Annotated in this window: 23 protein-coding genes; 21 read left to right on the top strand and 2 right to left on the bottom strand. The window is 58.3% G+C overall.

The genetic code is table 11. The features are described from left to right. The first annotated feature begins 110 nt into the window (after window positions 1-110). The 12 genes from B30_RS11070 (at window position 111) to B30_RS11015 (ending at window position 12619) form a co-directional block, all read left to right on the top strand. Window positions 111-1427 (top strand): extracellular solute-binding protein, encoded by a 1317-nt coding sequence (locus tag B30_RS11070; RefSeq protein ID WP_009572157.1) that lies wholly within the window; start codon window positions 111-113, stop codon window positions 1425-1427. Window positions 1428-1500: 73 nt separating this feature from the next. After that, complete coding sequence (locus B30_RS11065) at window positions 1501-2382, top strand: ABC transporter permease subunit (protein ID WP_009572156.1); 882 nt, start codon at window positions 1501-1503, stop codon at window positions 2380-2382. Window positions 2383-2391: 9 nt separating this feature from the next. Beyond that, window positions 2392-3291, top strand: coding sequence for an ABC transporter permease subunit (locus B30_RS11060; RefSeq protein WP_009572155.1), 900 nt, complete (start codon window positions 2392-2394; stop codon window positions 3289-3291). Window positions 3292-3302: 11 nt separating this feature from the next. After that, the gene (locus B30_RS11055; protein ID WP_009572154.1) at window positions 3303-4403 is read left to right on the top strand and encodes an ABC transporter ATP-binding protein; all 1101 of its coding nucleotides are present in this window, start codon (window positions 3303-3305) and stop codon (window positions 4401-4403) included. Further along, window positions 4400-5395, top strand: coding sequence for an endonuclease/exonuclease/phosphatase family protein (locus B30_RS11050; protein ID WP_009572153.1), 996 nt, complete (start codon window positions 4400-4402; stop codon window positions 5393-5395). The genes B30_RS11055 and B30_RS11050 overlap by 4 nt, the downstream gene beginning before the upstream one ends. 339 nt (window positions 5396-5734) lie before the next feature. Beyond that, window positions 5735-7426, top strand: coding sequence for an aminotransferase class V-fold PLP-dependent enzyme (locus tag B30_RS11045; protein ID WP_009572152.1), 1692 nt, complete (start codon window positions 5735-5737; stop codon window positions 7424-7426). A 53-nt stretch (window positions 7427-7479) separates the two neighbouring features. After that, entirely contained in the window at window positions 7480-7980 is a 501-nt protein-coding gene (locus B30_RS11040; RefSeq protein WP_009572151.1) for an L-2-amino-thiazoline-4-carboxylic acid hydrolase, read from the top strand. A gap of 85 nt (window positions 7981-8065) precedes the next feature. Then, entirely contained in the window at window positions 8066-9178 is a 1113-nt protein-coding gene (locus B30_RS11035; protein ID WP_009572150.1) for an ABC transporter substrate-binding protein, read from the top strand. 67 nt (window positions 9179-9245) lie between these two features. Beyond that, on the top strand, window positions 9246-10160 hold the full coding sequence (locus tag B30_RS11030) for a branched-chain amino acid ABC transporter permease (protein ID WP_009572149.1): 915 nt from the start codon (window positions 9246-9248) through the stop codon (window positions 10158-10160). Beyond that, window positions 10153-11151: a branched-chain amino acid ABC transporter permease gene (locus tag B30_RS11025; RefSeq protein WP_009572148.1), complete on the top strand. Its 999-nt coding sequence runs from the start codon at window positions 10153-10155 to the stop codon at window positions 11149-11151. The genes B30_RS11030 and B30_RS11025 overlap by 8 nt, the downstream gene beginning before the upstream one ends. After that, complete coding sequence (locus B30_RS11020; RefSeq protein ID WP_009572147.1) at window positions 11148-11906, top strand: ABC transporter ATP-binding protein; 759 nt, start codon at window positions 11148-11150, stop codon at window positions 11904-11906. The genes B30_RS11025 and B30_RS11020 overlap by 4 nt, the downstream gene beginning before the upstream one ends. Continuing rightward, window positions 11903-12619: an ABC transporter ATP-binding protein gene (locus B30_RS11015; RefSeq protein WP_009572146.1), complete on the top strand. Its 717-nt coding sequence runs from the start codon at window positions 11903-11905 to the stop codon at window positions 12617-12619. Before B30_RS11020 ends, B30_RS11015 begins: the two co-directional genes overlap by 4 nt. 52 nt (window positions 12620-12671) lie before the next feature. On the opposite strand, the gene B30_RS11010 is transcribed toward B30_RS11015, so the two are convergent. Beyond that, window positions 12672-13145 (bottom strand): Lrp/AsnC family transcriptional regulator, encoded by a 474-nt coding sequence (locus B30_RS11010; protein ID WP_009572145.1) that lies wholly within the window; start codon window positions 13143-13145, stop codon window positions 12672-12674. A 117-nt stretch (window positions 13146-13262) separates the two neighbouring features. Here B30_RS11010 and B30_RS11005 point away from each other — a divergent pair, with 117 nt between their 5' ends. From B30_RS11005 to B30_RS10995, 3 genes are read left to right on the top strand one after another with little or no spacing between them, the layout of a single operon-like run. Continuing rightward, window positions 13263-14579: an NAD(P)/FAD-dependent oxidoreductase gene (locus tag B30_RS11005; protein ID WP_009572144.1), complete on the top strand. Its 1317-nt coding sequence runs from the start codon at window positions 13263-13265 to the stop codon at window positions 14577-14579. Further along, entirely contained in the window at window positions 14576-15061 is a 486-nt protein-coding gene (locus tag B30_RS11000) for an L-2-amino-thiazoline-4-carboxylic acid hydrolase (protein ID WP_009572143.1), read from the top strand. The genes B30_RS11005 and B30_RS11000 overlap by 4 nt, the downstream gene beginning before the upstream one ends. A 3-nt stretch (window positions 15062-15064) precedes the next feature. Then, complete coding sequence (locus tag B30_RS10995; protein ID WP_009572142.1) at window positions 15065-16231, top strand: M20 aminoacylase family protein; 1167 nt, start codon at window positions 15065-15067, stop codon at window positions 16229-16231. Window positions 16232-16266: 35 nt separating this feature from the next. Here the strand turns inward: B30_RS10995 and B30_RS10990 are convergent, their stop codons facing one another. Next, complete coding sequence (locus B30_RS10990) at window positions 16267-17184, bottom strand: LysR family transcriptional regulator (protein WP_009572141.1); 918 nt, start codon at window positions 17182-17184, stop codon at window positions 16267-16269. A 294-nt stretch (window positions 17185-17478) separates the two neighbouring features. Here B30_RS10990 and B30_RS10985 point away from each other — a divergent pair, with 294 nt between their 5' ends. From B30_RS10985 to torT, 6 genes are all read left to right on the top strand, one after another. Further along, window positions 17479-18258: a 5-oxoprolinase subunit PxpA gene (locus tag B30_RS10985; protein WP_009572140.1), complete on the top strand. Its 780-nt coding sequence runs from the start codon at window positions 17479-17481 to the stop codon at window positions 18256-18258. Window positions 18259-18289: 31 nt separating this feature from the next. After that, the gene (locus B30_RS10980; RefSeq protein WP_009572139.1) at window positions 18290-18523 is read left to right on the top strand and encodes an acetyl-CoA carboxylase; all 234 of its coding nucleotides are present in this window, start codon (window positions 18290-18292) and stop codon (window positions 18521-18523) included. A gap of 4 nt (window positions 18524-18527) precedes the next feature. Next, window positions 18528-19904, top strand: coding sequence for an acetyl-CoA carboxylase biotin carboxylase subunit (locus tag B30_RS10975; RefSeq protein WP_009572138.1), 1377 nt, complete (start codon window positions 18528-18530; stop codon window positions 19902-19904). Then, the gene (locus B30_RS10970) at window positions 19901-20776 is read left to right on the top strand and encodes a 5-oxoprolinase subunit B family protein (RefSeq protein ID WP_009572137.1); all 876 of its coding nucleotides are present in this window, start codon (window positions 19901-19903) and stop codon (window positions 20774-20776) included. The genes B30_RS10975 and B30_RS10970 overlap by 4 nt, the downstream gene beginning before the upstream one ends. Further along, complete coding sequence (locus B30_RS10965) at window positions 20766-21737, top strand: biotin-dependent carboxyltransferase family protein (protein WP_009572136.1); 972 nt, start codon at window positions 20766-20768, stop codon at window positions 21735-21737. Before B30_RS10970 ends, B30_RS10965 begins: the two co-directional genes overlap by 11 nt. A 97-nt stretch (window positions 21738-21834) precedes the next feature. After that, window positions 21835-22899, top strand: coding sequence for a TMAO reductase system periplasmic protein TorT (torT, locus tag B30_RS10960; RefSeq protein WP_009572135.1), 1065 nt, complete (start codon window positions 21835-21837; stop codon window positions 22897-22899). Window positions 22900-22948: the final 49 nt, after the last annotated feature.

Genomic DNA, 22948 nt, shown 5'->3' with positions numbered 1-22948 from the left:
GGCCTGCACGTGTCTTGCGCGTTTCTCCCGTGAGGGAGGACGGACCTTTTTCGACGCTTGCGCCCCGCTTGGGATGCCTGCGTGATTTAAACAGACACCGGAGATGTGACATGACCATCAAGACAACATCGAAAATCCTGGGGGCCGCAACAGCGTTCACCCTGTTGGGCACAGCCGCCTTTGCCGAAACCGAAATCACGTGGTGGCACGCGATGGGTGGCGATCTTGGCGAAACCGTCAATGAAATCGCGGCTGGCTTTAACGCCTCGCAAGATGAGTACAAAATCACTCCCGTGTTCAAAGGTTCTTACGAAGAGACCCTGACGTCGGGCATCGCGGCGTTCCGCGCCGGTGAACAGCCGAACATCCTTCAGGTGTTTGACGCAGGCTCCGCCACCGTGATCGGCGCCAAAGGCGCGACTGTTCCGGTGCAGGATCTGCTGTCCGAGAATGGCGTGGATTTCAACATCGAAGACTACATCTCCGGTGTGCGTTACTTCTACGCCGACAACGCTGGCAAAATGATCGGCATGCCGTTCAACTCCTCCTCCCCCATCATGTATTTCAACGAACAGGCGCTTGAAGCGGCGGGCGTTGAAGCTCCTGTAACCTATGAAGAGTTCGAAACCGTGACCGCCCCCGCGTTGAAAGCCGCCGGTTACGTGCCACTCGTACAATCGCACCTGCCGTGGGAATTTGCCGAGAACTTCTTTAGCCGTCACAACCTGCCGTTTGCCACCAATGACAATGGCTACGATGGTTCTGAGGGCACCAAAATTCTCGTCAACACCGACGAATTCAAAATGCATTGGACTCATGTCAAGCAGTGGCTGGACGATGGCTATTTTGGCTTTTACGGCACCGGTTGGAACGACAACCAAGCCCAGTTCGAACAGGGCAAAGTTGGCCTTTGGATCGGCTCTTCCGGCTCCTTCGGCGGGTTGATGAAAAAAGACCTTCCGTTTGACTTCTCCGCCACCAACCTGCCGTTCTGGTCCTCCATCACCGAAGAGGGTTACCAAACCTTCATCGGCGGCGCGTCCCTCTTTGCCATGTCCGGCAAATCCGCCGAGGAAAACAAAGCCACGGCTGAGTTCTTCCGGTACCTGACTTCGCCGGAAGTTCAGTACATGTGGCACCGTGAAACCGGCTATGTGCCGATCACCACTGCGGCCTATGAAATGGCCAAAGCAGACGGCCATTATGACCGTTTCCCGGCTGCTGAAACCGGCATCAAACAGTTGATGCTGACCTCTGGTGAAAACACCAAAGGGTATCGCATGGGCTTCTACGTTCAAATCCGTGACGTCGAAAACCGCGAGTTCAGCCGCATCTTGTCGGGTGAGACCACGGTCGATGACGCAATGGCGACGATCGAAAAAGAAGGCAACGAGCTTTTGGCCCGTTTCGCAAAAACCCAAGGCTAAGCCTTGCCTGTGACACCACACTGACGGCCGCACCCGCTGCGGCCGTCAGGCTTTCTCAGAAAGGCCCTCCCCCATGAAACGCGCTGGTTTCTCCACCAAATGGTTGCCGATCCTGTTGCTTTTGCCGCAACTGTTGATCATCGCGATCTTTTTCTATTGGCCGGCGTTGCATGCCGTGACCTCTTCGTTCTACCTGCAAGACCCGTTTGGCTTTGGTCAGACCTTTGTGGGGCTTGAGAATTACACCCACCTCACCAGCTCCGTCGAATATCTCAAAGTGGCGAAGTTCACCGTGCTCTTCACGGTGTTGGTGACGTTTTTCTCGCTCGCTTTGGCGCTGTTGTTTGCGGTCAAGGCCGACAAGGTTCTGCGCGGGGCCAAGACCTACCGCACGCTGTTGATGTGGGTCTATGCGGTCGCCCCGCCCGTTGCGGGTTTCATCGGGCTTTTGATGTTCAACCAAACCTGGGGACCGCTGTCGGATTTGTTCAAATTCTTTGGCTGGGACTTTACCTTAGGCGTCAATTATTTTGACACGGCCTTTGCCATGATCGTGGTCTCCGTGTGGAAACAGGTCCCGGTCAATTTCATCTTTTTCCTCTCCGGCCTGCAATCCATCCCGCGCTCCGTGCGCGAAGCCGCGCTTTTGGACAACCGCTCTGGCACCCGTCGATTTTGGGACATCACCTTCCCTCTGCTCGCGCCGACCGGGTTTTTCCTACTGATCACCAACATCACCTATTCGCTGTTCGACACGTTCGGCGTGATCGATACGCTCAACAAAGGCGAGCCGGGCAACAACCCGATGACGCTGGTGTACAAGGTTTTCGTCGATGGTTTCCGCGGCAATGATCTTGGCGGCTCCTCGGCGCAATCCGTGATCCTGATGATCCTCGTCCTGGCCCTCACCGTCTTTCAGTTCCGCCTGATTGAGCGGCGCATTCATTACACTTGAGGATCTGACATGACTGACATTTCCGCCCACGCCCATGCCATCGCGCAGACGCGCAAACGTACATGGTTCAAACTTGAAACCGTGTTTGATCACGCGATCCTGATCTTGGGCTCGCTGCTCATGCTGTTGCCGCTGTTGATCATGTTGCAAACCGTGACCACGCCGGACCTTGAGACGATGAAACTTGGGCCCACTTTCACCATCGGCACTGAGCTTGATGACAACTTTCGCAAAGCGATGTTCGAAGCCTCGGGCTTTTCCGGTCAAAACACCGGGATGAACATGCTGAAAAACTCGATGATCCTCGGTCTTGGCTTTGCCTTGGGCAAAATCGTGATCGGGATGATGGCCGCCTATGCGATCGTCTATTTCCGCCTGCGCTTTGCCACTTTGGCGTTTTGGTTGATCTTCACCACGCTCCTGTTGCCCTTGGAGGTCCGCATCCTTCCGTCCTACGAGATTGTGCAACAACTCGGCATGATGAACACCTATCAGGGCCTGATCATCCCGCTGATTGCGTCCGCGACGGCGACGTTTTTCTTTCGCCAGTTCTTTCGCTCCGTACCCGAAGAGTTGATCGAAGCGGCGCGGATTGATGGGGCGGGGCCGATCAAATTCTTCATCGATATCCTTGTGCCGCTTTCGCAGACCATGATCGCGGCGATGTTCATCATCATGTTTGTCTACGGCTGGAACCAATATCTCTGGCCCACCATGATCACCACGGATGAGAACATGTACACCCTCGTGCGCGGCATCAAACAGATCGTGCAGACGCTCGAAGGCAACAACATCCCCGAATTTGGCCGGGCCAATATGTTGGCGCTGATCGCCATTCTGCCGCCCGTGCTCGTCGTCATTTTCTTCCAGAGCTGGTTCGTCAAGGGCCTCACGGAATCCGATAAATAAGGACTACAACTATGGCTCAGGTTAGCTTGGACTCTGTCCGCAAAATCTACCCCAACGGCGCAGAGGCCGTGACCCCTTCCTCTTTCCACATCGAAGATGGCGAATTCGTTGTCCTCGTTGGCCCCTCGGGCTGTGGCAAATCCACGTTGTTGCGGATGATCGCAGGGCTTGAGGACATCACCGAAGGGACGCTCTCCATCGGGGAGCGCATCGTCAATGACGTCGATCCCGCGGATCGTGACATCGCCATGGTGTTCCAAAACTACGCGCTTTACCCACATATGAGTGTGCGCAAAAACATCGCCTATGGCCTGAAAAACCGTAAAACACCGAAAGACGTAATTGACGCGAAAGTGGCCGAAGCCGCGGCGATGCTCAACCTCAATGACTACCTTGATCGCAAGCCCAGTCAACTCTCGGGCGGGCAACGCCAACGTGTTGCCATGGGCCGCGCCATCGTGCGCGATCCGGCGCTGTTCCTGTTTGACGAACCGCTCTCCAACCTGGACGCGAAACTGCGCAATCAGATGCGGATCGAAATCAAGGCGCTGCAACGTCGCCTTGGTGTCACCTCGATCTATGTCACCCATGATCAGGTCGAAGCCATGACCATGGCCGACCGCATCATCGTGTTGAACGGGGGCCGCATCGAACAAATCGGCACGCCCTCCGAGATTTATCACAACCCGGCCTCGACCTTTGTCGCCTCTTTCATGGGCGCTCCGCCGATGAACCTTGTCGCGGGCGAATTGTCAGAGGGCATCCTGTCTTTTGCCGGGCTTGACGTGCCAATGACGGTGGATCATCGCGGCCCGGTCACGCTTGGCCTGCGGCCTGAGGATTTGTTCATCGACGCCAAAGGTCCGATTGCGATGGAGGTCGATCTGGTCGAAGAACTTGGCGCGCATCGTTTGTTGCATGGGCGCGTCGAAGGACAACAGCTGACCGTGCATCTGGCCAAAGAGATCGCCGCCAAAACCGGCCCACTGCGGCTGTCCTGCGATCCCTCGCATCTGTGCCTGTTTCACCCGGACACCGGCAAACGGATGGATGTGCGTCATAAGGCGACACCGCAGGCGCGATCCAACACCACGGTGGAGAGCAAGGCGTGATTTCGCTGTTGGATCGCCTCCCCCCCGTCACTACCGAACAACGCAGCGCGCTTCTTGCCGCGCCGCGCACCGCCGAGGCCCATCGCGCGCTGATGGCCGATGTGATGGCGATGAACGCGGTGCAATTGGGAGGCCAAACCACCCGTACCGCCCTGCCCGCCGAGATCACGGTTGCGGCATGGAATGTCGAACGCTGCCTGTTCCCCGCCGACACTGCCGCGCATCTGGGGGCGCTCGCCCCTGACGTGGTCCTGCTCTCCGAGGTCGATCACGGCATGGCCCGTACCGGCCAGCGCCACACCACGGCGGAGATGGCCGAGGCTTTGGGCATGGTCTACGCTTTTGGCGTCGAGTTTCATGAGTTGGATTTGGGCGGCGCGACCGAGCGGGCCTATTGCACCGATGATTTCAATGCACTCGGTTGGCATGGCAACGCGATCCTGTCCTCTGTGCCGTTTGAGGCGGTGACGCTGATCCGGCTGGATGATCATGGCCATTGGTTCAGCACCGACAGCGGCGCCGACCCGGATCAACCGCGTTTGGGCGGGCGGATGGCACTGGCTGCGATTGTACCGACGGAACGCGGGCCGATTTGCGTCGTCTCCACCCATCTTGAAAGCAACGCGGGCCCCGTGCATCGGCACGCGCAATTTGAGATTTTGCTCAAGGCGGTGGAGGACTTTGCACCGAATATGCCCGTGCTCATTGGTGGCGATCTCAACACCGGCAATCACATGCCGCCAGAATTCGATTGGCGCAAAGAGACGCTTTTTGCCCTTGGCCAAGAGCAAGGCTACAGTTGGGAGTTCACCGCCGAGGGCATGACCACACGCCCCTCTCTGATCACGCCGCACCCGGAGCGGGTGATGAAGCTCGATTGGCTGGCCGGTCGCGATCTGGTGAGCCGGGATAAGGGGATTCTCACCTCTCTCGACGCCACAGGTCGGCCTCTGGCAGATCATGACTGTGTCTGGTGCCGCATCGCCATTTAGCCCAGTTTTTATGCGGTTTAAGAACGATTTAGGCGGGGAGGCCTGCGCCTCCTCGTTTTCATTTTGCCGTTAAAACAGGCATCAGAAACACGGGGCTTTCTTCAACAGATTGAAACTGTCGAAAATTTTTCTCCGAAATCGCCATTCTTGCAAATTTACCGCTCTGTTCCCCCCTCAAAAATTACATATACTAGATTTATTTTGCTTTCTTATGACTAATACTAGAAATCTATTGCTCAATATGACGAATAGGTGTCACTTTTTCCTCAAATCACCGGCATGCCCGACATCAACGCAAGCCCCGGTGGCACATGAAGATCATGCGAGGAACTTTTGACGATGGTCCACCCTGCGGCAACTCCGATACATCCTGAGACAGAGGTCACCTTTGACCTCGATGCCAAAGAGGATTTGATCACGCGAATCCGCGACAGCGTCATCGGCGAGGGTCAAGCCATCCCCGGCCCCTATGGCCCACGCCCTTTGGTCTATGCCGATTTCATCGCCTCGGGGCGTTCGCTTGGCATGATCGAAGCGGCCATCACGGACATCGCCCTGCCGGTGTATGGCAACACCCACACCGAGACCTCCTATACCGGGCGCGAAACCACGGCCCTGCGCGAAGAGGCGCGACGCATCATCGCCGATGCGCTTGGCGCAACCAACGACCATGTGGTGATCTTCACCGGCAATGGCGCGACGGCGGCGGTGGATCGGCTGGTGCGCGGCATGGACATTGAGGCCAAAGTGCGCGCGGGCGACGCTCCGGTGGTTTTTGTCGGCCCCTATGAGCACCACTCAAACGATCTGCCCTGGCGCGAAACCGGCGCAGTGATGGAGCGTATCGGCCTTGACGCTTTGGGCCAAATCGACCTCGCCCATCTGGCCGAACGCCTGAAGGCCCACCCGGAAGAGGTCCTTAAAATCGGTGCCTTCTCCGCCGCTTCCAATGTGACCGGCGTGCGCTCAGATCTGAAAGCCATCGCGACGCTGCTGCACCGACATGGCGCGCGCTTCGTCTGTGATTTCGCCGCTGCGGCTCCCTATGTCGACATGTCTTTGACCCTTGACGCCACGGACCCGGATGCGCGGATCGACGCGATTTTCTATTCCTCGCATAAATTCATTGGTGGCCCCGGTGCCTCTGGCGTTTTGGTGGCGGAGAAGGCGCTGTTCACCTCCACCCGCCCCGGCGTCACAGGTGGCGGCACGGTGAGCTATGTCACCGCAGGCCACCACACCTATGTGCGCGACATCGAACGGCGCGAAGAGGCGGGCACGCCCGGCATCGTCGGCGACATCCGCGCAGGGGCCGTCATGGCGCTGAAAGAGGCGGTGGGATCAGCCGAGATCGAACGGCGCGAACGCGCGATGATGCGCGAGGCCTTTGCCCGCCTCTCCACCGCGCCGGGTCTGAGTCTTCTTGGGCCACTGGACACGGATCGGCTTGGGGTTTTGTCCTTCAACATCTCGTGTGAAGGGCGAATGCTGCATTATGGTTATGTCGTTGCTCTGCTCAACGATCTGTTTGGCATTCAGGCGCGGGGTGGCTGTTCTTGTGCTGGCCCTTATGGTCACGAATTGCTGCATATCCCGCAAGAGACCGCCACCGCCTATGAGGCCGCGATTGCGCAGGGCAAAAGCCTGATGCGGCCCGGCTGGGTGCGGCTGGGGTTCAACTACTTCTTTGACGCGCAGACGGTTGACTACATCATATCTTCGATTTTGTTTATATGTAACAATGGATTGCGCTTCCTTTCGGACTATGATGTGGATGTGGCTCAGGGGCTTTGGCGACATAAAAACGGTGCGGCCAACACCCCCGCCACACTCAAAGGCTTCTGGAGGATCGACACCCCAACCAAACGCCAACCCTTTGCGCAACGGGACATGTTTCTTACGCTCGCCGCCGAGCTGGCCGCTGCGCGGGACCGTCCCGCTTTGAAACACAGCCCCGTCTTTGAGCCGAATTGCGAAGCTCTGCGGGGGTTTTGGATGCCACAGGATGTGGTGTCTCATCCCCCGGCTTGATCGAAAACACGCCCGTGAGGCGCGCCGATATAAATGGACCACAGGAGACCGACATGACCGACGCCCCCGAAATCACTCTGGAACAACTGTCCGGCGCTTACGCGATGCGCGCCAAATTCTATATGCACATGTTCGATGTGCTGCGCGAAGAATTTGGCCCGGAAAAGACCATCGAATTGATGGGCGAAGCCACCTACCGCCTTGGTGCCGAAATGGGGCAAAAGCTCAAACCGCATGGCCCCGCCAATATCGAAGCTCTGACCGAACAGTTTCTGGCTGGCATTCCCTGCCGCGATCACCTGTTTGCGCCTGAGCTGCGCAAATGCGACGCTGAGGGGATGGAGATTCAGTTTCACCGCTGCCCACTCAAAGACAATTGGGAAGCCGCCGGGCGCGAGGGCGAAGAGCTTGAGATGCTCTGCCGTGCGGCGGGCGCGATTGACGCGGGCATGTTTGGCGCGGCAGGGTTTACCTTTAAGGGCGAAACCTGGAAACCCGGCCAAACCGGATGTTGCCGCCTGATCGTGGAACCCGGCCCCGTGGCGGTGGAATAAGCCCGCCAAAGTCCACACCCTCAGACCCGGATCAACCGGGCTCTTTCACACTCAAACACCCTTCCGACCAACAGAGGAACTCACCATGAAACTCACACGCAGAACGGCACTTTTGCTTGCTGCTGCCACCGCGTTGACCCCGGTCGCAGCCTTTGCCCAAGACAGTGTTAAACTCGGTTACCAACTGCCGCTCACCGGCAACACCGCGCAATATGGTCAGGATTTCAAAGATGCGGCAGAGATCGCATTGACCAAATTCAACGCCTCGGGCGCGCTGCCTGTTCCGGTCGAAATCATCTATGAGGATTCGCGCTCTGACGCCAAAGAGGGCGTGACCATCGCGCGCAAATTTGTCGATGACAAAGAGATCGTCGGCGTTTTGGGCGATTTCACCTCGACCGTGTCGATGGCCGCGGCTCAGGTGTATAAAAAAGCCGGAATGGTGCAATTGTCGCAAACCGCGTCGCACCCGGATTTTGCCAAAATCTCCAAATGGCAGTTCCGCAACATCACCACCCAAGACCAAGAAGGCGCCGTGAACGCCCAGTGGATGATGGACAAAGGCATCAAAAAAGTCGCGGTGATCGCGGAGCAAACCGACTGGGGTCAATCCGTGGCGAAAGGCTTTGTCGAGCCGTTTGAAGCCGCCGGTGGCGAAGTGGTTTACACCGAATTCTTCAACCGCGGTCTGGCCGATTTCCGTTCCATCATCACCAAGCTCGAAGATCAGGCACCCGACGCGGTCTACACCGGCTTCTTCTATGAAGATGGCGCGCAGTTCCTCAAACAAATGGCACAGCTTGACGCCGAAATCCCGATCTATTCGACCTCGGCGGCCTATAATGACCAGTTGATCGAATTGGCGGGCGAGGCTGCCGAAGGCCTGTTGCTGACCGCGACCTTCTTGCCGACGCGGATGGATGCGAATGTTCAGGACTTCGTCACCGAATGGGACAAAACCCATGATCACGCCCCCGGTCAGTTCCCGGCACAGGCCTATGACGCGGTGAACATCATGTTGGCCGCCGTGGTCAAAGCCTACCCGGATCTCACCCGCGAGAGCCTGCGCGATGCTGTGGCCGCCACGAGTGATTTTCCGGGCGTCACCGGCAACACCACATTCGATGAAAACGGCGAACCGCTGAAGGAGCTGACCAAGGCTTCCGTAGTGGGCGGCGTGTTTGTCGAAGTCGAATAAACCCTTCTCCCCGTCCGCACAGCCTCCGGGCTGACCGGGCGGGGACCATACCAAAAAGGGGGACGACGTGCTCGATCCTTATATCCTGCAACAATTGGCCATCGGTTTGTCCTTGGGCATGATCTACGCGCTTATGGCCATCGGATTTACGTTGATTTTCGGCGTGTTGAACGTGGTCAACTTTGCCCATGGCGAGGTCTACACCATCGGTGCCTTTGCCGGGCTTATGGCAATTTCGGCCTTTGGACCGCCGCTTTTGGTGGTGCTGTTTATCGCATTGGCTGCGGGCGCCTTGGCCGGGTTTGGCCTTGAACGTATGGCGTTTCGCCCGTTCCGCCGCTTCTCGGATGAGGCCTCGTTGAAATCGCGCGCCATGCGGGAGGCCACGCTGATGTCTTCGCTCGCCATGTCGATCATCGCCCGCGAAGCGATGGAGATGGTCTTTGGCTCACAATTCCAAACCGTCGATCTGGCCTATCTGATCAACAAACCGATCCACATCGGCCCGATCACCATCGTCAACGGCGATTTGATCATCTTGGGCGTCACGTTACTGATGCTCGGCGGCTTGCAATGGTTGCTGAAAAAAAGTCCCATCGGCCTGTCGATCCGCGCCGTCTCAAACAACGCGTTGGGCGCGAAATATTGCGGCATCAACACCGACCGCACCATCATCATCACCTTTGTCATCGGCTCCGCCATGGGCGCGCTCGCGGGCATCTTGGTGGGTCTGTATTACGGCGCGATCTTCCCCTCAATGGGCTTTACGCCCGGCATCAAGGCCTTTGTTGCCATGGTCATGGGCGGCTTGTCCTCCGTGCCCGGCGCTGTGATCTCCGCCATCATCTTGGGCTTGTCCGAGAGCCTTTCGACCAGCTTCATGCCCTCCGTTTGGTCCGACATGGTGGCCTATGCCTTCCTCTTGTTGACCCTGATCTTTTTCCCGCAAGGCCTTTTTGGCGCAAGGAGGGAACGTGTCTAAATCGCTCCTCATCAAACTCGGCCTGCTCGTATTGGCCTTTGCCCTGATCCCGGCGCTGCTCGTCGGTTTTGACAAAGGCTACTACTATCAGATCGCCACCATCGCCGCGATTTTCATGTTGCTCGCGGCCTCGCTTCACCTCGTCACCGGGGTGGCTGGACTGCTGCACTTGGGTCATGCCGCGCTTTACGGCGTAGGGGCCTATGTGGCAGCGATTTTGGGGGCCAATCATGGCATTGGCTTCACCCTTGGCCTGCCGCTTGCGGGCCTGTCCGCCGCCGCCATCGCCTTTTTGGTCGCCCTGCCCACCATGCGCCTGATGTCGATCTATTTCGCCGTTGCCACGCTGGGCATTGGTCAGATGCTTTATCTGGTGTTTCTCAATTGGGTTGGCCTGACCAACGGGCCGAATGGTGTGATGTTGTTCTCTGGCATCAACCTGTTTGGCTTAGAAATCGACAGTGATCTGGGCATCTACTATGTCGTCGCGGGCATCGTTGCGATCTCTATCCTCGTGCTCAACCGGCTCAGCCATTCCTATTATGGCAATGCGTTGCGTTCCCTGCGCGAAGACGATCAATGCGCCTCGGCCATGGGCATCAATGTCACCGTGATGAAAATCCAAGCCTTTGTGATCTCTGCCTTTTTCGCTGGCATCGCCGGTGCGCTTTGGGCCTACACCACGGGCTACATCTCGCCCAATGACTTCCATTTTTCGCAATCCATCCTGATCCTGACCATGGTTGTGGTCGGCGGTCTGGGCAGCCTTCCGGGGGTGTTGATCGGCGCGTTGTTGTTGATCCTTCTGCCCGAAGCCCTGCGTTCGGTTGGGGATATTCGCAACATCATCGTCGGTGTCCTGATGTTCTCCGCCATCCTGTTTTTGCCCAAAGGTCTGTTCGGCGAAGTCTCCGCCCTCAACTTTGCCCGCCGTGTCCTTGGCCAAGGCTGGGCCGCCAAAAAAGGCGAGAAAGGCATCGGTTGGAAATGACCGCTATTCTCGAACTCGACCATCTGACCCGCGCCTTTGGCGGCCTCAAAGCGGTCGATGATGTCAGCACACAGGTCCATCAAGGCGAGCTGTTTGGCCTGATCGGGCCGAATGGTGCCGGGAAAACCACGCTGTTCAACCTGATCTCCGGCTTCACGCCACCCTCCTCTGGCGAGGTGCGGTTTAAGGGCGAGGTCATCACCGGATTGTCGGCGCATAAGATCGCCCACAAAGGCATGTCGCGCACCTTTCAAAACCTGCGGGTGTTTCCGAACATGACCGTGTTCGACAATATCTCCGTCGGCGCACTTGGGATGATTGGCGTCGGTCCTATCTCCTCGCTCTTCGGCGGCAAGGCGCGGGCAAAAGACATCTCGGAGCGCAGCTATGAGATGTTGGAACGGGTGGGCTTGGCCGATCATGCCGATGACCTCGCCGCCAACCTCAGCTACGGCAAGCGCAAATACCTTGAGATCGCGCGTGCCTTGGCGATGAAACCCGATCTTTTGATCTTGGACGAACCTGCCGCAGGCATGAACGATTCCGAGACCACGGAACTGGCGCACTTCATCACCGGGCTGAACAAAGAGGGGCTGACCATCATGTTGGTGGAGCACGATATGGGGCTGGTCATGGGCATTTGCGAACGGCTTGTGGTGCTCGCCTCGGGTCGTAAAATCGCCGATGACGTGCCTGCAGTGGTGCGCCAAGACCCCGGCGTGTTAGAGGCCTACCTTGGGGGAGATGAGGGATGAGCAACATTCTTGAGATCAAAAACCTGTCGCTCAAAATCGGCATTCAGGACATTTTGCACGACATTTCGGTCACCGTGCCGGAGCAGGGCATCGTATCCGTGCTGGGCGCCAACGGGGTGGGCAAAACCTCCCTGATGCGCTGTATCTCCGGGATTTATCACGCCACGGGCGGGGAAATCCTTTTGGAAGGCGAAGACATTTCCAAGCTCAAAAGCCACGAGATCGTTGAGCGCGGCATCATGCAGGCCCCGGAAGGCCGTCAGATTTTTTCCAACATGACCGTGTTGGAAAACCTTGTGATCGGGGCTGGGCCACTGGGGCGGCAGGAATTGGATCATGTCTTGGCCCTGTTCCCGCGTCTCGAAGAGCGCCTGAAGCAACAGGCCGGGTCGATGTCGGGCGGCGAGCAACAGATGCTCTGCATTGGGCGGGCGTTGATGCGCAAACCCAAAGTGTTGCTTTTGGACGAACCCTCGCTGGGCCTCGCCCCGCGCTTGGTGGGCTTTATCTGCGAGCTGGTGTCGAAAATCCGCGCTGAGGGCTATGCCGTGCTGTTGGTCGAACAAAACGTCAAAGCCGCGCTGCGGATTTCGGACACGGCTTCGGTGATTGAACACGGCAAGATCGTGATCGAAGGCGACGCCTCGGCTTTGGCCAATGATCCGCGTGTGGCGGAGGCCTATTTGGGCGGCCACGTCCATGAGACCGCTTAAACATCCGACATATCGGCAGGGGCACCCTATGCCCCTGCCCCAGCCGCCCAAATCACAGGTATTTGGTCGGAACGGCGGTGGTGAATTTCAACTCCTCCATCGAGATCGACGAGTTCACCGTCGAAAATTCCACCTCTTCGATCATCCGCTGGTAAACCACGTCATAGGTGGCAATGTCGGGCACCACGACCTTCATGATGTAATCCGTCGCCCCGGTCAGACGATAGGCCTCGACCACTTCCGGGATGTCTTCGATCAGCGCGCGAAACTGCGTGAACCATTCCATCGCGTGACGCGGCGCGGTCACGCCGATGAAAATCGTCATCGGCACATTCGCCAGTTTTTGATCGATCAAAGCGACCCGACCCCGGATCAACCCCGCCGCCTCCATGCGTTTGATGCGCCGCCAAATCGGTGTCGGGCTCAGCCCCACCCGGTCCGCCACCTCGGCAATCGGCAGGTCGCTGTCCACCTGCAAAATGTCGAGAATGCGTTGGTCAATCTCATCAAAACTTGTGTCGCTCATATCGCCTCGCCTCTTTTGCCTCTCAGTACAGACCCACGTTTCCGCAAACCATAGAAACCTATTCGCCAAAACGCCCATTCCGTAGAATTTACCTATCACACTACCGAAAGACCCAAAATGCAAAGCCCCGTTTCCTTCCCGCCCTCGCTTTGGGCCGACACCGCCCCCAAACGTCCGCCCAACGCGCCCCTGAGCAGCCCGATCGAGACCGACACCGTGATCATCGGCGGCGGTTTTTCCGGCTTGTCTGCCGCGCTGCATCTGGCCAAGGCCGGGCGCGATGTTGTGGTGCTCGAAGGTCAGGCCGTGGGCTGGGGCGCATCGGGGCGCAACAACGGCCAAGTGATCCCCACACTGACCGCCGCCGAACCCGATATGTGGGTGGCGCGCTTTGGCGAGACCGGGCGCAAATTTGCCGAATTGATCGGGGCTTCTGCGGGGATGTTGTTTGACAAAATCCGCGATGAGGGGATTGAGGCCGAAGCGGAGCAAACCGGGTGGTTTCAACCGGCGCACTCACCCGGACGCACCAAATTAAGCCAAAAGCGGGTGGAGGCCTGGACGCGGTTTGGGCTTGAGGTCGAATACCTTGACCGCGCCGCCACCACCGCATTGATGGGCACGGATCATTGGTACGGCGGGATGTTGGCGCCTTCGGGCGGACATATCAACCCGCTGGCTTTGGCGCGCGGACTGGCCGGGGCGGTAGAGCGCCACGGCGGTAAAATTTTTGAACAAACCCGCGTGGAGAGCTATGCACATACCGGGGCGGAGTGGGTCGTCAAAACCACCCACGGCACAGTCAAAAGCACGGTCAAAGCCCGCGCGCTGATCCTTGCCACCAATGCCTACACCGGCGAATTGTCCCCCGGGTTGGCGCAGCGTTTGGCACGGTCCATCATCCCGGTGCATTCGTGGCAAATGTCCACCGAACCGCTCTCGGACAATTTGCGCGCCACGCTTTTGCCGGGGCGTCAGGCGGTGTCTGACACGCGTGGCGATTTGCGGTTTTTCCGCTATGATGCGCGCAATCGGTTGATCACCGGCGGGGCGATCCTTGGCGGTGGCGACGTTGAGGCCCGGATCGCGCGCAAGGTCGCGGCCAATCTGGCCGACAGTTTCCCACAGCTCGCGCCGCCGAAAATGACGCATATCTGGTCCGGCTATCTGTCGATGAATTGGGACCGCTTTCCGCGGGTCCACAAACTGGGTCCGAATGGCTGGACCTGGATTGGCTGTAACGGGCGCGGCGTGGCGCTTGGCAATGCTTTGGGCCGCGAGATCGCGCGGGCCGTGGATGGCGAGGATGAGCGCGGGCTGGCCCTGCCGGTCACCGAGCCGCATCCACTGCCGTTTCATGCCATTGGTCGCCGGGTTGCACCGCTCTATCTGACATGGTTGCAACGCAAAGACCGTCAGGAGCCGAAACTATGAGCAAAGGTGACGCAATGAAAGACCTCCCCATCCTCGAACGCCGCCGCATTGAAGCGATGATCCTCAAACATGTGCTCGACGTAATTACCGAACGCGCGGGCCGCGAAGAGGCGGAAGCGGTGATTGGCGAGACCTGCTCGCGCTCCGCGATTGAACAGGGCAAAGCCCTGGCCGAAGATTTGGGCCATGCGCCGAACCTGTCGGATTTTGCCGATATTCTGCCGAACTGGACCAAAGAAGACGCGCTTGAGATGGATGTCCTGGTGACTGAGCCGGATCAAATGGCCTTTAACGTCACGCGCTGTCGCTATGCGGAGATGTATCAGGACATGGGGCTGGGCGACATCGGGCATCTGTTGTCCTGCAATCGCGATGGCGATTTTTGCGTCGGCTATAACCCGAAGATCGAATTGACCCGGACACAGACGATCATGAAAGGCGCGAGCCATTGTGATTTTCGATATAAAATGACGAAAGGATAAAACATGGCGATTGAAAATTGGGTGGCGCGCGAGATCGAGGATTTGATCGCATTTCGCCATGATTTGCACGAAAACCCCGAGCTTTTGTACGAGGTCCATCGCACCGCCGCGAAAGTGGCCGAGGCTCTGCGCGCGGCGGGTGTGGATGAGGTGGTCGAGGGGATGGGCCAGACCGGCGTGGTCGGTGTGATCCACGGCAAAACCAATATCTCCGGGCGGATGATTGGACTGCGCGCCGATATGGATGCGCTGCCAATTCTGGAAGAAACCGGGCTGGCTTATGCCTCGAAAGTGCCGGGGAAAATGCACGCCTGTGGGCATGACGGCCATTCGACCATGTTGCTGGGCGCGGCGAAACATCTGGCAGAAACGCGCGCCTTTGACGGCACGGTGATCGTGATCTTCCAACCCGCCGAAGAGGGCGGCGCGGGCGCGCAGGCGATGATCGAAGACGGGTTGTTTGAGCGTTGGCCCTGTGATGAGGTCTACGGCATGCACAATATGCCGGGGCTCGATGTGGGAAAATTCACCACCGCTCCGGGGCCGATTATGGCCGCCGTGGACATACTGACCATCACCATCACCGGCAAAGGCGGACACGCCGCCGAACCGCACACAAGCATTGACCCGTTTCCGGCCCTTGCCGGGATCATTCAGGCCATCCACGGCATGAGCGCGCGCTCTGTCGATCCGTTTGACGCCCATGTTGTGTCGCTCTGTGCGATTGAGGGCGGCCACGCCCATAACGTCATCCCGCAACAGATCACCGTCAAAGGCACGGTGCGCACGATGAATGAGGCGCTGCGGGATCATGTCGAACACCGGGTCGGTGAGATCGTGTCCAATATCGCCGCCGGACATGGCTGTGTCGGCACACTGGACTATAAACGCAGCTATCCGGTGCTGGTGAACCACGCGCAAGAGACCGAATTTGCCGCCGAAGCCGCGCGCGCGGTGGCCGGTGAGGAGAATGTGACGTTGGATATGACGCCCACTTTGGGGGGCGAAGATTTCGCCTTTATGCTGAACAAAGTGCCGGGTTGTATGATCAATATCGGCAATGGACCGTCGGCCAATCTGCATCACCCGGCCTATAATTTTAATGACGATGTGATTGGCTGGGGCAGTTCTTATTGGGTCACGCTCGTGCGGCAACGTCTGTCGGCCTAACCGCAACGTGCGGCGACTCTGACGGGTCGCCACCCTTAACTGCGCCCGGCGAGTTGCGACATTTGCGGCGACAGGAATGCATCCATAAAGTAGTCGTAAAATACCCGAACAGGCTCGCTCATGTCCTGCGTACGACGCCACGCCAAACCCACATCCATAGAGGGGATTTCGCGGTCGGTCGCGACCGTGCCGATCCGGCGCCCCTCCAAGGACCAAGGCCGATAGACCATATCCGAGAGGATGGTGATGCCCTGCCCGTTGGCGACCATGGAACGCACCGCCTCGGTCGAAGAGGTGCGCAGTTTGATGTTGGGCGTCAGCCCGGTTGGCCCCCAATATTTCATCGACGTATTGGCCGCCTCATCGACGGTCAACATGATGTAATCCTCTTTCGCAATATCTTCGAATGTCGCGCGGCCCTGCTGGTGCAGCGGGTGGTTTTGCGGCACCCAAAGGCGGCGGTGCGAGCGCAGCAAGGTTTCGGTCTCAAGTTCGGGATTGGCGGTGTTCGAGGTCAGCAAAACCGCCATGTCAAAGCGATTTGTCATCAACCCCTCTTCGATGCTCTCCCGGTTCAGCTCGCTGATGCGAATGTCGAGTTTTGGAAACCGGTGGGTCAGGCGGTCGAGATGAAAGGGTAGGAAATAGCCGATCACCGTATAGGTGGCGGCAATGTTGATGGTGCCTTCAATCTCGGATCGACCTTGGCCGATGTTGCGCGCGATATTGACCTTTTCCAACACGTCGCGCGCCGCCCCCACAAGTTCGCGCCCCGATGCGGTCGGCTCCATCCCATGCGCCGTGCGCACAAACAGGATGGTGTCCATTTCCTGTTCCAACTCGCGGATCGCCGTCGTGATCGAGGATTGCGAGATCGACAACTCACTGGCGGCACGGCTGACCTGACCCAACTCGGCGGTGGCGAGGAAATATTTCAATTGGCGCAGATTCATCAGGACCGTCCTCTTCGGATTTTCCGAACACCTTGGCGCGGTGCTTCGATGTCAGTGTAGAGGATGCCCAATGAATTCGGAAATTCAATTTTTGAACTTAGCATTATCTCAAAAACAGAATAATGACTGTTGCAGTCGTTTCGAAGTTGCCTATTTTTGCCCAAATTCGCGCAAAATCTGATCTGAATTGAAATTTTGAATTTGGAAAATTAGATAATGCTATAGTTGAATTCTGAATTTTACAAACAGACTCAATTTGGAAAATGCTGGTTCCACAGAGAACAAGGACCAGTCATGCAGAAGATCATCGATTTAAATTGCGACATGGGTGAGGGCTTTGGCCATTGGGTCTTGGGCGAAGCGCCCGACGAAGATCTGATGGCATTGATCTCTTCGGCCAACATCGCCGCAGGGTTTCACGCCGGTGATCCGAACTCCATGGATCGGGTGATCAAATTGGCCCAGGTCTACGGCGTCGGGCTTGGCGCGCATCCCGGCTATCGCGACCTTCAGGGCTTTGGCCGTCGCTTCATCCAGACCACCCACGAAGAATTGGTCAACGACATCATCTATCAGGTCGGCGCGGTGCGTGAATTTGGCCGCCGCCACGGCATCCGGCTTCAGCACGTCAAACCGCATGGCGCGCTTTACATGGAGGCCGCGCGCAACGAAGAGCTGTCACGCCACATGATCGAAAGCCTTGGCGCGATCAGCGGCGATCTTTTGATCTATTGCATGGGTGTGTCCAAGACCTACGAGGTCGCCAAACGGCTGGGTCACCCAGTGGTGCGCGAATTCTATGCCGATCGCGACTATGGCACTGACGGTGCGATTGTTTTCACCCGCCGCGTTGGCCGACCCGATCCAGAGGCGATTGCACAAAAGTGCCTGCGCGCCTGTCTTGAGGGCAAAGTGACCACGGTTGAGGGCAAAGATATCGACATCGCGTTCGAGTCGATTTGCTTTCACTCCGACACGCCGGGCGCTCTGGACATCGGACGCGCCATCCGCGCCACTCTGACCGAAAACGGCATCCATATTGCACCGGCCTCCGCCGTGCTTGAAACCGCCTAAGCCAACAGAGCTAAACCAACAGGAAACGACCATGAGCAACATTCAATCCCCCCTCCCCGGCACATTTTATCACAAGCCCTCCCCCGAGGAGCCGGTGTTCAAATCCCCCGGCGATGCGGTGGCCATTGGCGACACCATCGGTCTGGTCGAAGTGATGAAAACCTTTATCGCTGTGACCTCCGAAGTTGAGGGCACCTTTGTCAAATACATGATCGACGACGCCGCCCCGGTGACCGCCGGTGCTGTGCTTGCGGAGCTTGCGTGATCTGATGGCTATTGAACGTCTTTTCATTGCCAACCGAGGCGAGATTGCCGTGCGGATCGTGCGCGCCGCGCAAGCGTTGGGCATCCACGCGATCCAGGCCCATTCCGAAGCTGACACCGATATGCTGGCGGTCAAGCTGGCCGACGAGGCCATCTGTATCGGCCCTGCGCCCTCCAAAGACAGCTATCTGAACATCGAGGCCGTGATGAAAGCCGCCAAGGATACAGGTGCGGATGCGATCCATCCGGGCTACGGCTTTTTGTCCGAGAGCCCGCGCTTTGCCCGCGCTGTCGAAGCCGCCGGGTTGATTTTCGTCGGTCCCACCGCGGACACGATCGAGCGTATGGGCGACAAGGTCGCGGCACGTCAGGCGGCAATAGCTGCCGGTGTGCCGGTGGTGCCCGGCTCCGAGGGGCGGATTGACGTCGAGGACGCACTGAAAGTGGCCGCCGAGATCGGTTATCCGGTGATGATCAAAGCCGCAGCGGGTGGCGGCGGGCGCGGCATTCGCATCGCGTCGAACGAGGCAGAGCTCAGAACCCTCGCCCCGCAAGCCAAGGCCGAAGCCGAAGCTGCCTTTGGCGACGGTGGCCTCTATATCGAACGCGCCATCCTGTCGCCGCGCCACATCGAGGTGCAAATCTTGGGCGATGGCGACACTGCGGTGCATTGTTTTGAACGCGAATGTTCCCTGCAACGACGTCGGCAAAAGGTCTGGGAAGAAGCCGGAGCTGCCTGTTTGGACGAACCGACCCGCGAAGCCCTTTGCGCCTCTGCCGTGGCGTTGGCCAAGGCGGTGAATTATCGTGGCGCGGGCACGCTTGAGTACCTTTATGATGAGGCGACCAACGCGTTTTACTTCATCGAAATGAACACCCGCATTCAGGTCGAACATCCGGTCACCGAAATGCTCACCGGCGTCGATCTGGTGGCGGAAATGATCAATGTCTGCGGCGGGGCCAAACTGTCGATGACCCAAGATCAGATCACCCGCTCAGGCCACGCCATCGAGGTGCGCATCTGTGCCGAAGATCCGTTCATGCAATTCATGCCATGGCCCGGCGTGGTGTCGAAACTGGTCGAGCCCAACGGCGAAGGCGTGCGGTTTGATCACTTCCTTTCCGAGGGCTACCAAATCCCGCCGTTCTATGACTCGCTGTTGGGCAAGGTGATTGTCCATGCCCCGACCCGCAATGAGGCGATTGATAAATTGGTCATCGCCCTCACCGAATTGGAGATCGGCGGCACGAAAACCACGGTGCCGCTGCACCTTACGCTGGCGGCCGACCCTGAGGTGCGCAAAGGCGCGTTTCACACCCAATGGCTGGAACCGTGGCTGGCCGCCGGACATTTGATCGCAACCAAAGGAGACGCCGCATGAAAACGCGTTACAGCTATGGCGGGGACGAACATATCTATGTCGAGATCGACGATGAAATGTCTCTGGATGCCTTCTTTATCTGCCTGTCCTTAAGCAAACTGGTGCGCGCCGCGAATATCCCCGGCGTGACCGAGATTTGCCCGGCGAATGCCTCCTTTGAGGTGCGGTTTGACCCCGATGTCATCGCCCCTGACGCCATCATGGCCAAGATCAAGGAATTGGAACACGAGGCGGAGGCGCAAGAGAAACGCCTTGAGACCCGGATCATCGAAATTCCGGTGTTTTATGAAGACCCGTGGACCCATGAAACCCTGATGCGGTTCCGCGAACGCCACCAGGATCCGAGTGGGTCGGATTTGGAATATGCCGCCAAGATCAACGGCTATGACAGCGTCGCCGCTTTTATCGAGGCGCATCATTCCCAACCTTGGTTCGTCTCGATGGTGGGCTTTGTGTCGGGTCTGCCGTTTCTCTACCAACTGGTCGAGCGCGACAAACAGCTTGAGGTGCCAAAATACCTACGGCCCCGGACCGATACGCCGAAACTGACCGTGGGCTATGGCGGGTGTTTTTCCTGCATCTATTCGGTGCGTGGTGCCGGTGGTTATCAGATGTTCGGGATCACACCGATGCCGATCTATGACCCGGAGCAAAAGACCAGCTACCTGAGCGATTTCATGGTGTTTTTCCGCCCCGGCGACATCGTCAAATGGAAACCGATTGATCGCACAGACTACGACCGGATCGTCAAAGAGGTTGAGGCGGGCACTTATGCGCCGCGCATTGCCGAGGTCAAATTTGATCTCGACGCGTTCAACGCCGACATGACCGGTTTCAACGCCAAGCTGATGGAGGCCCTCAATGACGCTTGAGATCATCAAACCGGGACTTGCAACCAGTGTTCAGGATCTTGGCCGCCCCGGCTACTTTCATCTTGGCATTCCCGAAGGCGGCGCGATGGATCGCTTGGCGCTGCGGGCCGCGAACCTTTTGGTCGGCAATGACGAGGGCGCGGCGGGATTGGAAGCCGTGTTCATGGGGCCGGAGATCAAATTCGGAGCCGAGATGAGCGTCGCCGTCACAGGTGCCGACATCCCGATGATGCTTGATGGGGATCCGCGCGAGACATGGACGTCGTTCACCGTCAAACCCGGTCAAGTGCTGTCCTTTGGCTTTCTCAAAGCCGGTGCGCGGCTGTATATTGCCGTTTCCGGCGGCATCGCGACCGAGCCTGCGCTTGGGTCGCGCTCCACCTATCCCATCGGAGCCTTGGGTGGTTTCGAAGGGCGCGCCGTGGCCGCCGGGGATGCGATCCCGGTTGGCACTGGCGCGGTGGTGGCGGAGGGGCGCTCTGTTCCCCTGGCGCTCCGCCGCCGCCCCGGCACCCCCGCCGTATTGCGGGTGTTGACCGGGCTCTATTGGCACCGTCTGACCGAGAAAAGCCAAAAGGCGTTTTTCGATGATGCATGGGTGGTCGCGCCCGAAGCCGACCGCATGGGGTATCGGTTCCGTGGTGGCACTCCGATGGAATTTGTCGATCGTCCGCAACCCTTTGGCGCAGGCTCCGATCCCTCAAACATTGTGGATGGCTGCTATTCCTATGGCTCGATTCAGGTGCCCGGCGGCTTGGAGCCCATCGTGTTGCACCGCGATGCGGTCTCGGGCGGTGGCTATTTTACCCTGGGCGCGGTGATTTCGGCGGATATGGACCTGATCGGTCAATTGCAGCCCAACACTCCCGTCACCTTCAAACGTGTCAAGATGGACGAGGCGCTGGCAGCACGCGCCGCGCGCAAAACCATGCTCGCAGACATCCGTCAGGCCCTCGCTTAGGGGCCTGATGCCGACCGGGAGCACCCGCTCCCCTTTCATAATAAAAACGCGGCAATGACCGCATTTCAACTGATGGACCCAACAAGGAGTCAGATCCATGAAACATGCCCTTTTGACCAGTGTGGCCTTTGCCGCCATGCTCACCACCCCGGCGCTCGCCGATGCGTGGTATCCCTATGAGGCCGAAGAGGTGACCCCCGCCTTTTCCACCGACGGCGCCTCCACTCCGGTGACCTATGAAGCGCTTGAGAAAGCCGATAAGGCCTATAACATCTGCGTGTCTTTCCCGCATATGAAAGACGCCTATTGGCTTGGCGTGGATTACGGCGTGGCCGAAGAAGCCAAACGTCTTGGCGTCAAAATGAACCTTGTCGAGGCGGGCGGCTATACCGAACTGTCGAAACAGGTCAGCCAGATCGAAGATTGCGTTGCCTCCGGCGCGGATGCGGTGATCATCGGGGCGATTTCCTATGACGGCCTCAACAGCGTGATTTCCGAAGTGGCCGCCAAAGGCATCCCGGTGATCGACGTGATCAACGGTGTGTCCTCGCCGGACATTTCCGCCAAATCCTTGGTGTCTTTCTACACGATGGGTTTTGAAACCGGCAAATATCTGGCGGACAAACATCCCGCTGGCACGGACCCGGTTCAGGTCGGTTGGTTCCCCGGACCTGCGGGTGCTGGTTGGGTCGAGGCCGCCAACACCGGCTTTATGACCGCCATCGAAGGTTCGGCTGTTGAAGTGTTGGAACCGCGCTATGGCGACACCGGCAAAGAGGCACAGCTCAAGCTGGTCGAAGACGTTTTGCAATCCAACCCCGACGTGAAATACCTCGCAGGCACGGCGGTCACCGCCGAAGCGGCACAGGGTCTTTTGCGCGAACGTGGCCTCACCGATGAGATCGGCCTTTTGGCGTTTTACATGACACCGGGCGTCTATACCGGCATCCAACGCGGCATGATCGCCGCTGCTCCGGCGGATTCGATGGTCATTCAGGGCCGGATCGCCGTGGACCAAGCTGTCCGCCTCATCGAAGGCAAGGATTACATCAAACATGTGGGTCCGAAAATCTTTGTCGTCGATGGCGACAATATCGGCTCGGTGGCGCGCGATGCGATCTTGCCGCCGGATGGGTTCCGCCCGGTGTTCTCCGTCGAATAACGGCTGATCTTTGATCTCGGGCCGGGGCAGATGTGTCCCGGTCCACTGT

It is taken from the genome of Celeribacter baekdonensis B30, assembly GCF_000299875.1.
In the GTDB taxonomy this organism is placed as follows: Bacteria; Pseudomonadota; Alphaproteobacteria; order Rhodobacterales; family Rhodobacteraceae; genus Celeribacter; species Celeribacter baekdonensis_A.
Note: the sequence above shows the minus strand (reverse complement) of the source record. Positions and strands in the feature narration are given on the sequence as shown.

Bases quoted from the DNA above. Each gene is read 5' to 3' on its own strand.
- B30_RS11000 (WP_009572143.1), top strand. From the start codon at position 14,576: ATGAGCAAAGGTGACGCAATGAAAGACCTCCCCATCCTCGAACGCCGC.
- B30_RS11065 (WP_009572156.1), top strand. From the start codon at position 1,501: ATGAAACGCGCTGGTTTCTCCACCAAATGGTTGCCGATCCTGTTGCTT.
- B30_RS10965 (WP_009572136.1), top strand. From the start codon at position 20,766: ATGACGCTTGAGATCATCAAACCGGGACTTGCAACCAGTGTTCAGGAT.
- B30_RS11060 (WP_009572155.1), top strand. From the start codon at position 2,392: ATGACTGACATTTCCGCCCACGCCCATGCCATCGCGCAGACGCGCAAA.
- B30_RS11070 (WP_009572157.1), top strand. From the start codon at position 111: ATGACCATCAAGACAACATCGAAAATCCTGGGGGCCGCAACAGCGTTC.
- B30_RS11015 (WP_009572146.1), top strand. From the start codon at position 11,903: ATGAGCAACATTCTTGAGATCAAAAACCTGTCGCTCAAAATCGGCATT.
- B30_RS11040 (WP_009572151.1), top strand. From the start codon at position 7,480: ATGACCGACGCCCCCGAAATCACTCTGGAACAACTGTCCGGCGCTTAC.
- B30_RS11005 (WP_009572144.1), top strand. From the start codon at position 13,263: ATGCAAAGCCCCGTTTCCTTCCCGCCCTCGCTTTGGGCCGACACCGCC.
- B30_RS10985 (WP_009572140.1), top strand. From the start codon at position 17,479: ATGCAGAAGATCATCGATTTAAATTGCGACATGGGTGAGGGCTTTGGC.
- B30_RS10995 (WP_009572142.1), top strand. From the start codon at position 15,065: ATGGCGATTGAAAATTGGGTGGCGCGCGAGATCGAGGATTTGATCGCA.
- B30_RS10990 (WP_009572141.1), bottom strand. From the start codon at position 17,184: ATGAATCTGCGCCAATTGAAATATTTCCTCGCCACCGCCGAGTTGGGT.
- B30_RS11020 (WP_009572147.1), top strand. From the start codon at position 11,148: ATGACCGCTATTCTCGAACTCGACCATCTGACCCGCGCCTTTGGCGGC.
- B30_RS10975 (WP_009572138.1), top strand. From the start codon at position 18,528: ATGGCTATTGAACGTCTTTTCATTGCCAACCGAGGCGAGATTGCCGTG.
- B30_RS11045 (WP_009572152.1), top strand. From the start codon at position 5,735: ATGGTCCACCCTGCGGCAACTCCGATACATCCTGAGACAGAGGTCACC.
- B30_RS10980 (WP_009572139.1), top strand. From the start codon at position 18,290: ATGAGCAACATTCAATCCCCCCTCCCCGGCACATTTTATCACAAGCCC.
- B30_RS10970 (WP_009572137.1), top strand. From the start codon at position 19,901: ATGAAAACGCGTTACAGCTATGGCGGGGACGAACATATCTATGTCGAG.
- B30_RS11055 (WP_009572154.1), top strand. From the start codon at position 3,303: ATGGCTCAGGTTAGCTTGGACTCTGTCCGCAAAATCTACCCCAACGGC.
- torT (WP_009572135.1), top strand. From the start codon at position 21,835: ATGAAACATGCCCTTTTGACCAGTGTGGCCTTTGCCGCCATGCTCACC.
- B30_RS11035 (WP_009572150.1), top strand. From the start codon at position 8,066: ATGAAACTCACACGCAGAACGGCACTTTTGCTTGCTGCTGCCACCGCG.
- B30_RS11010 (WP_009572145.1), bottom strand. From the start codon at position 13,145: ATGAGCGACACAAGTTTTGATGAGATTGACCAACGCATTCTCGACATT.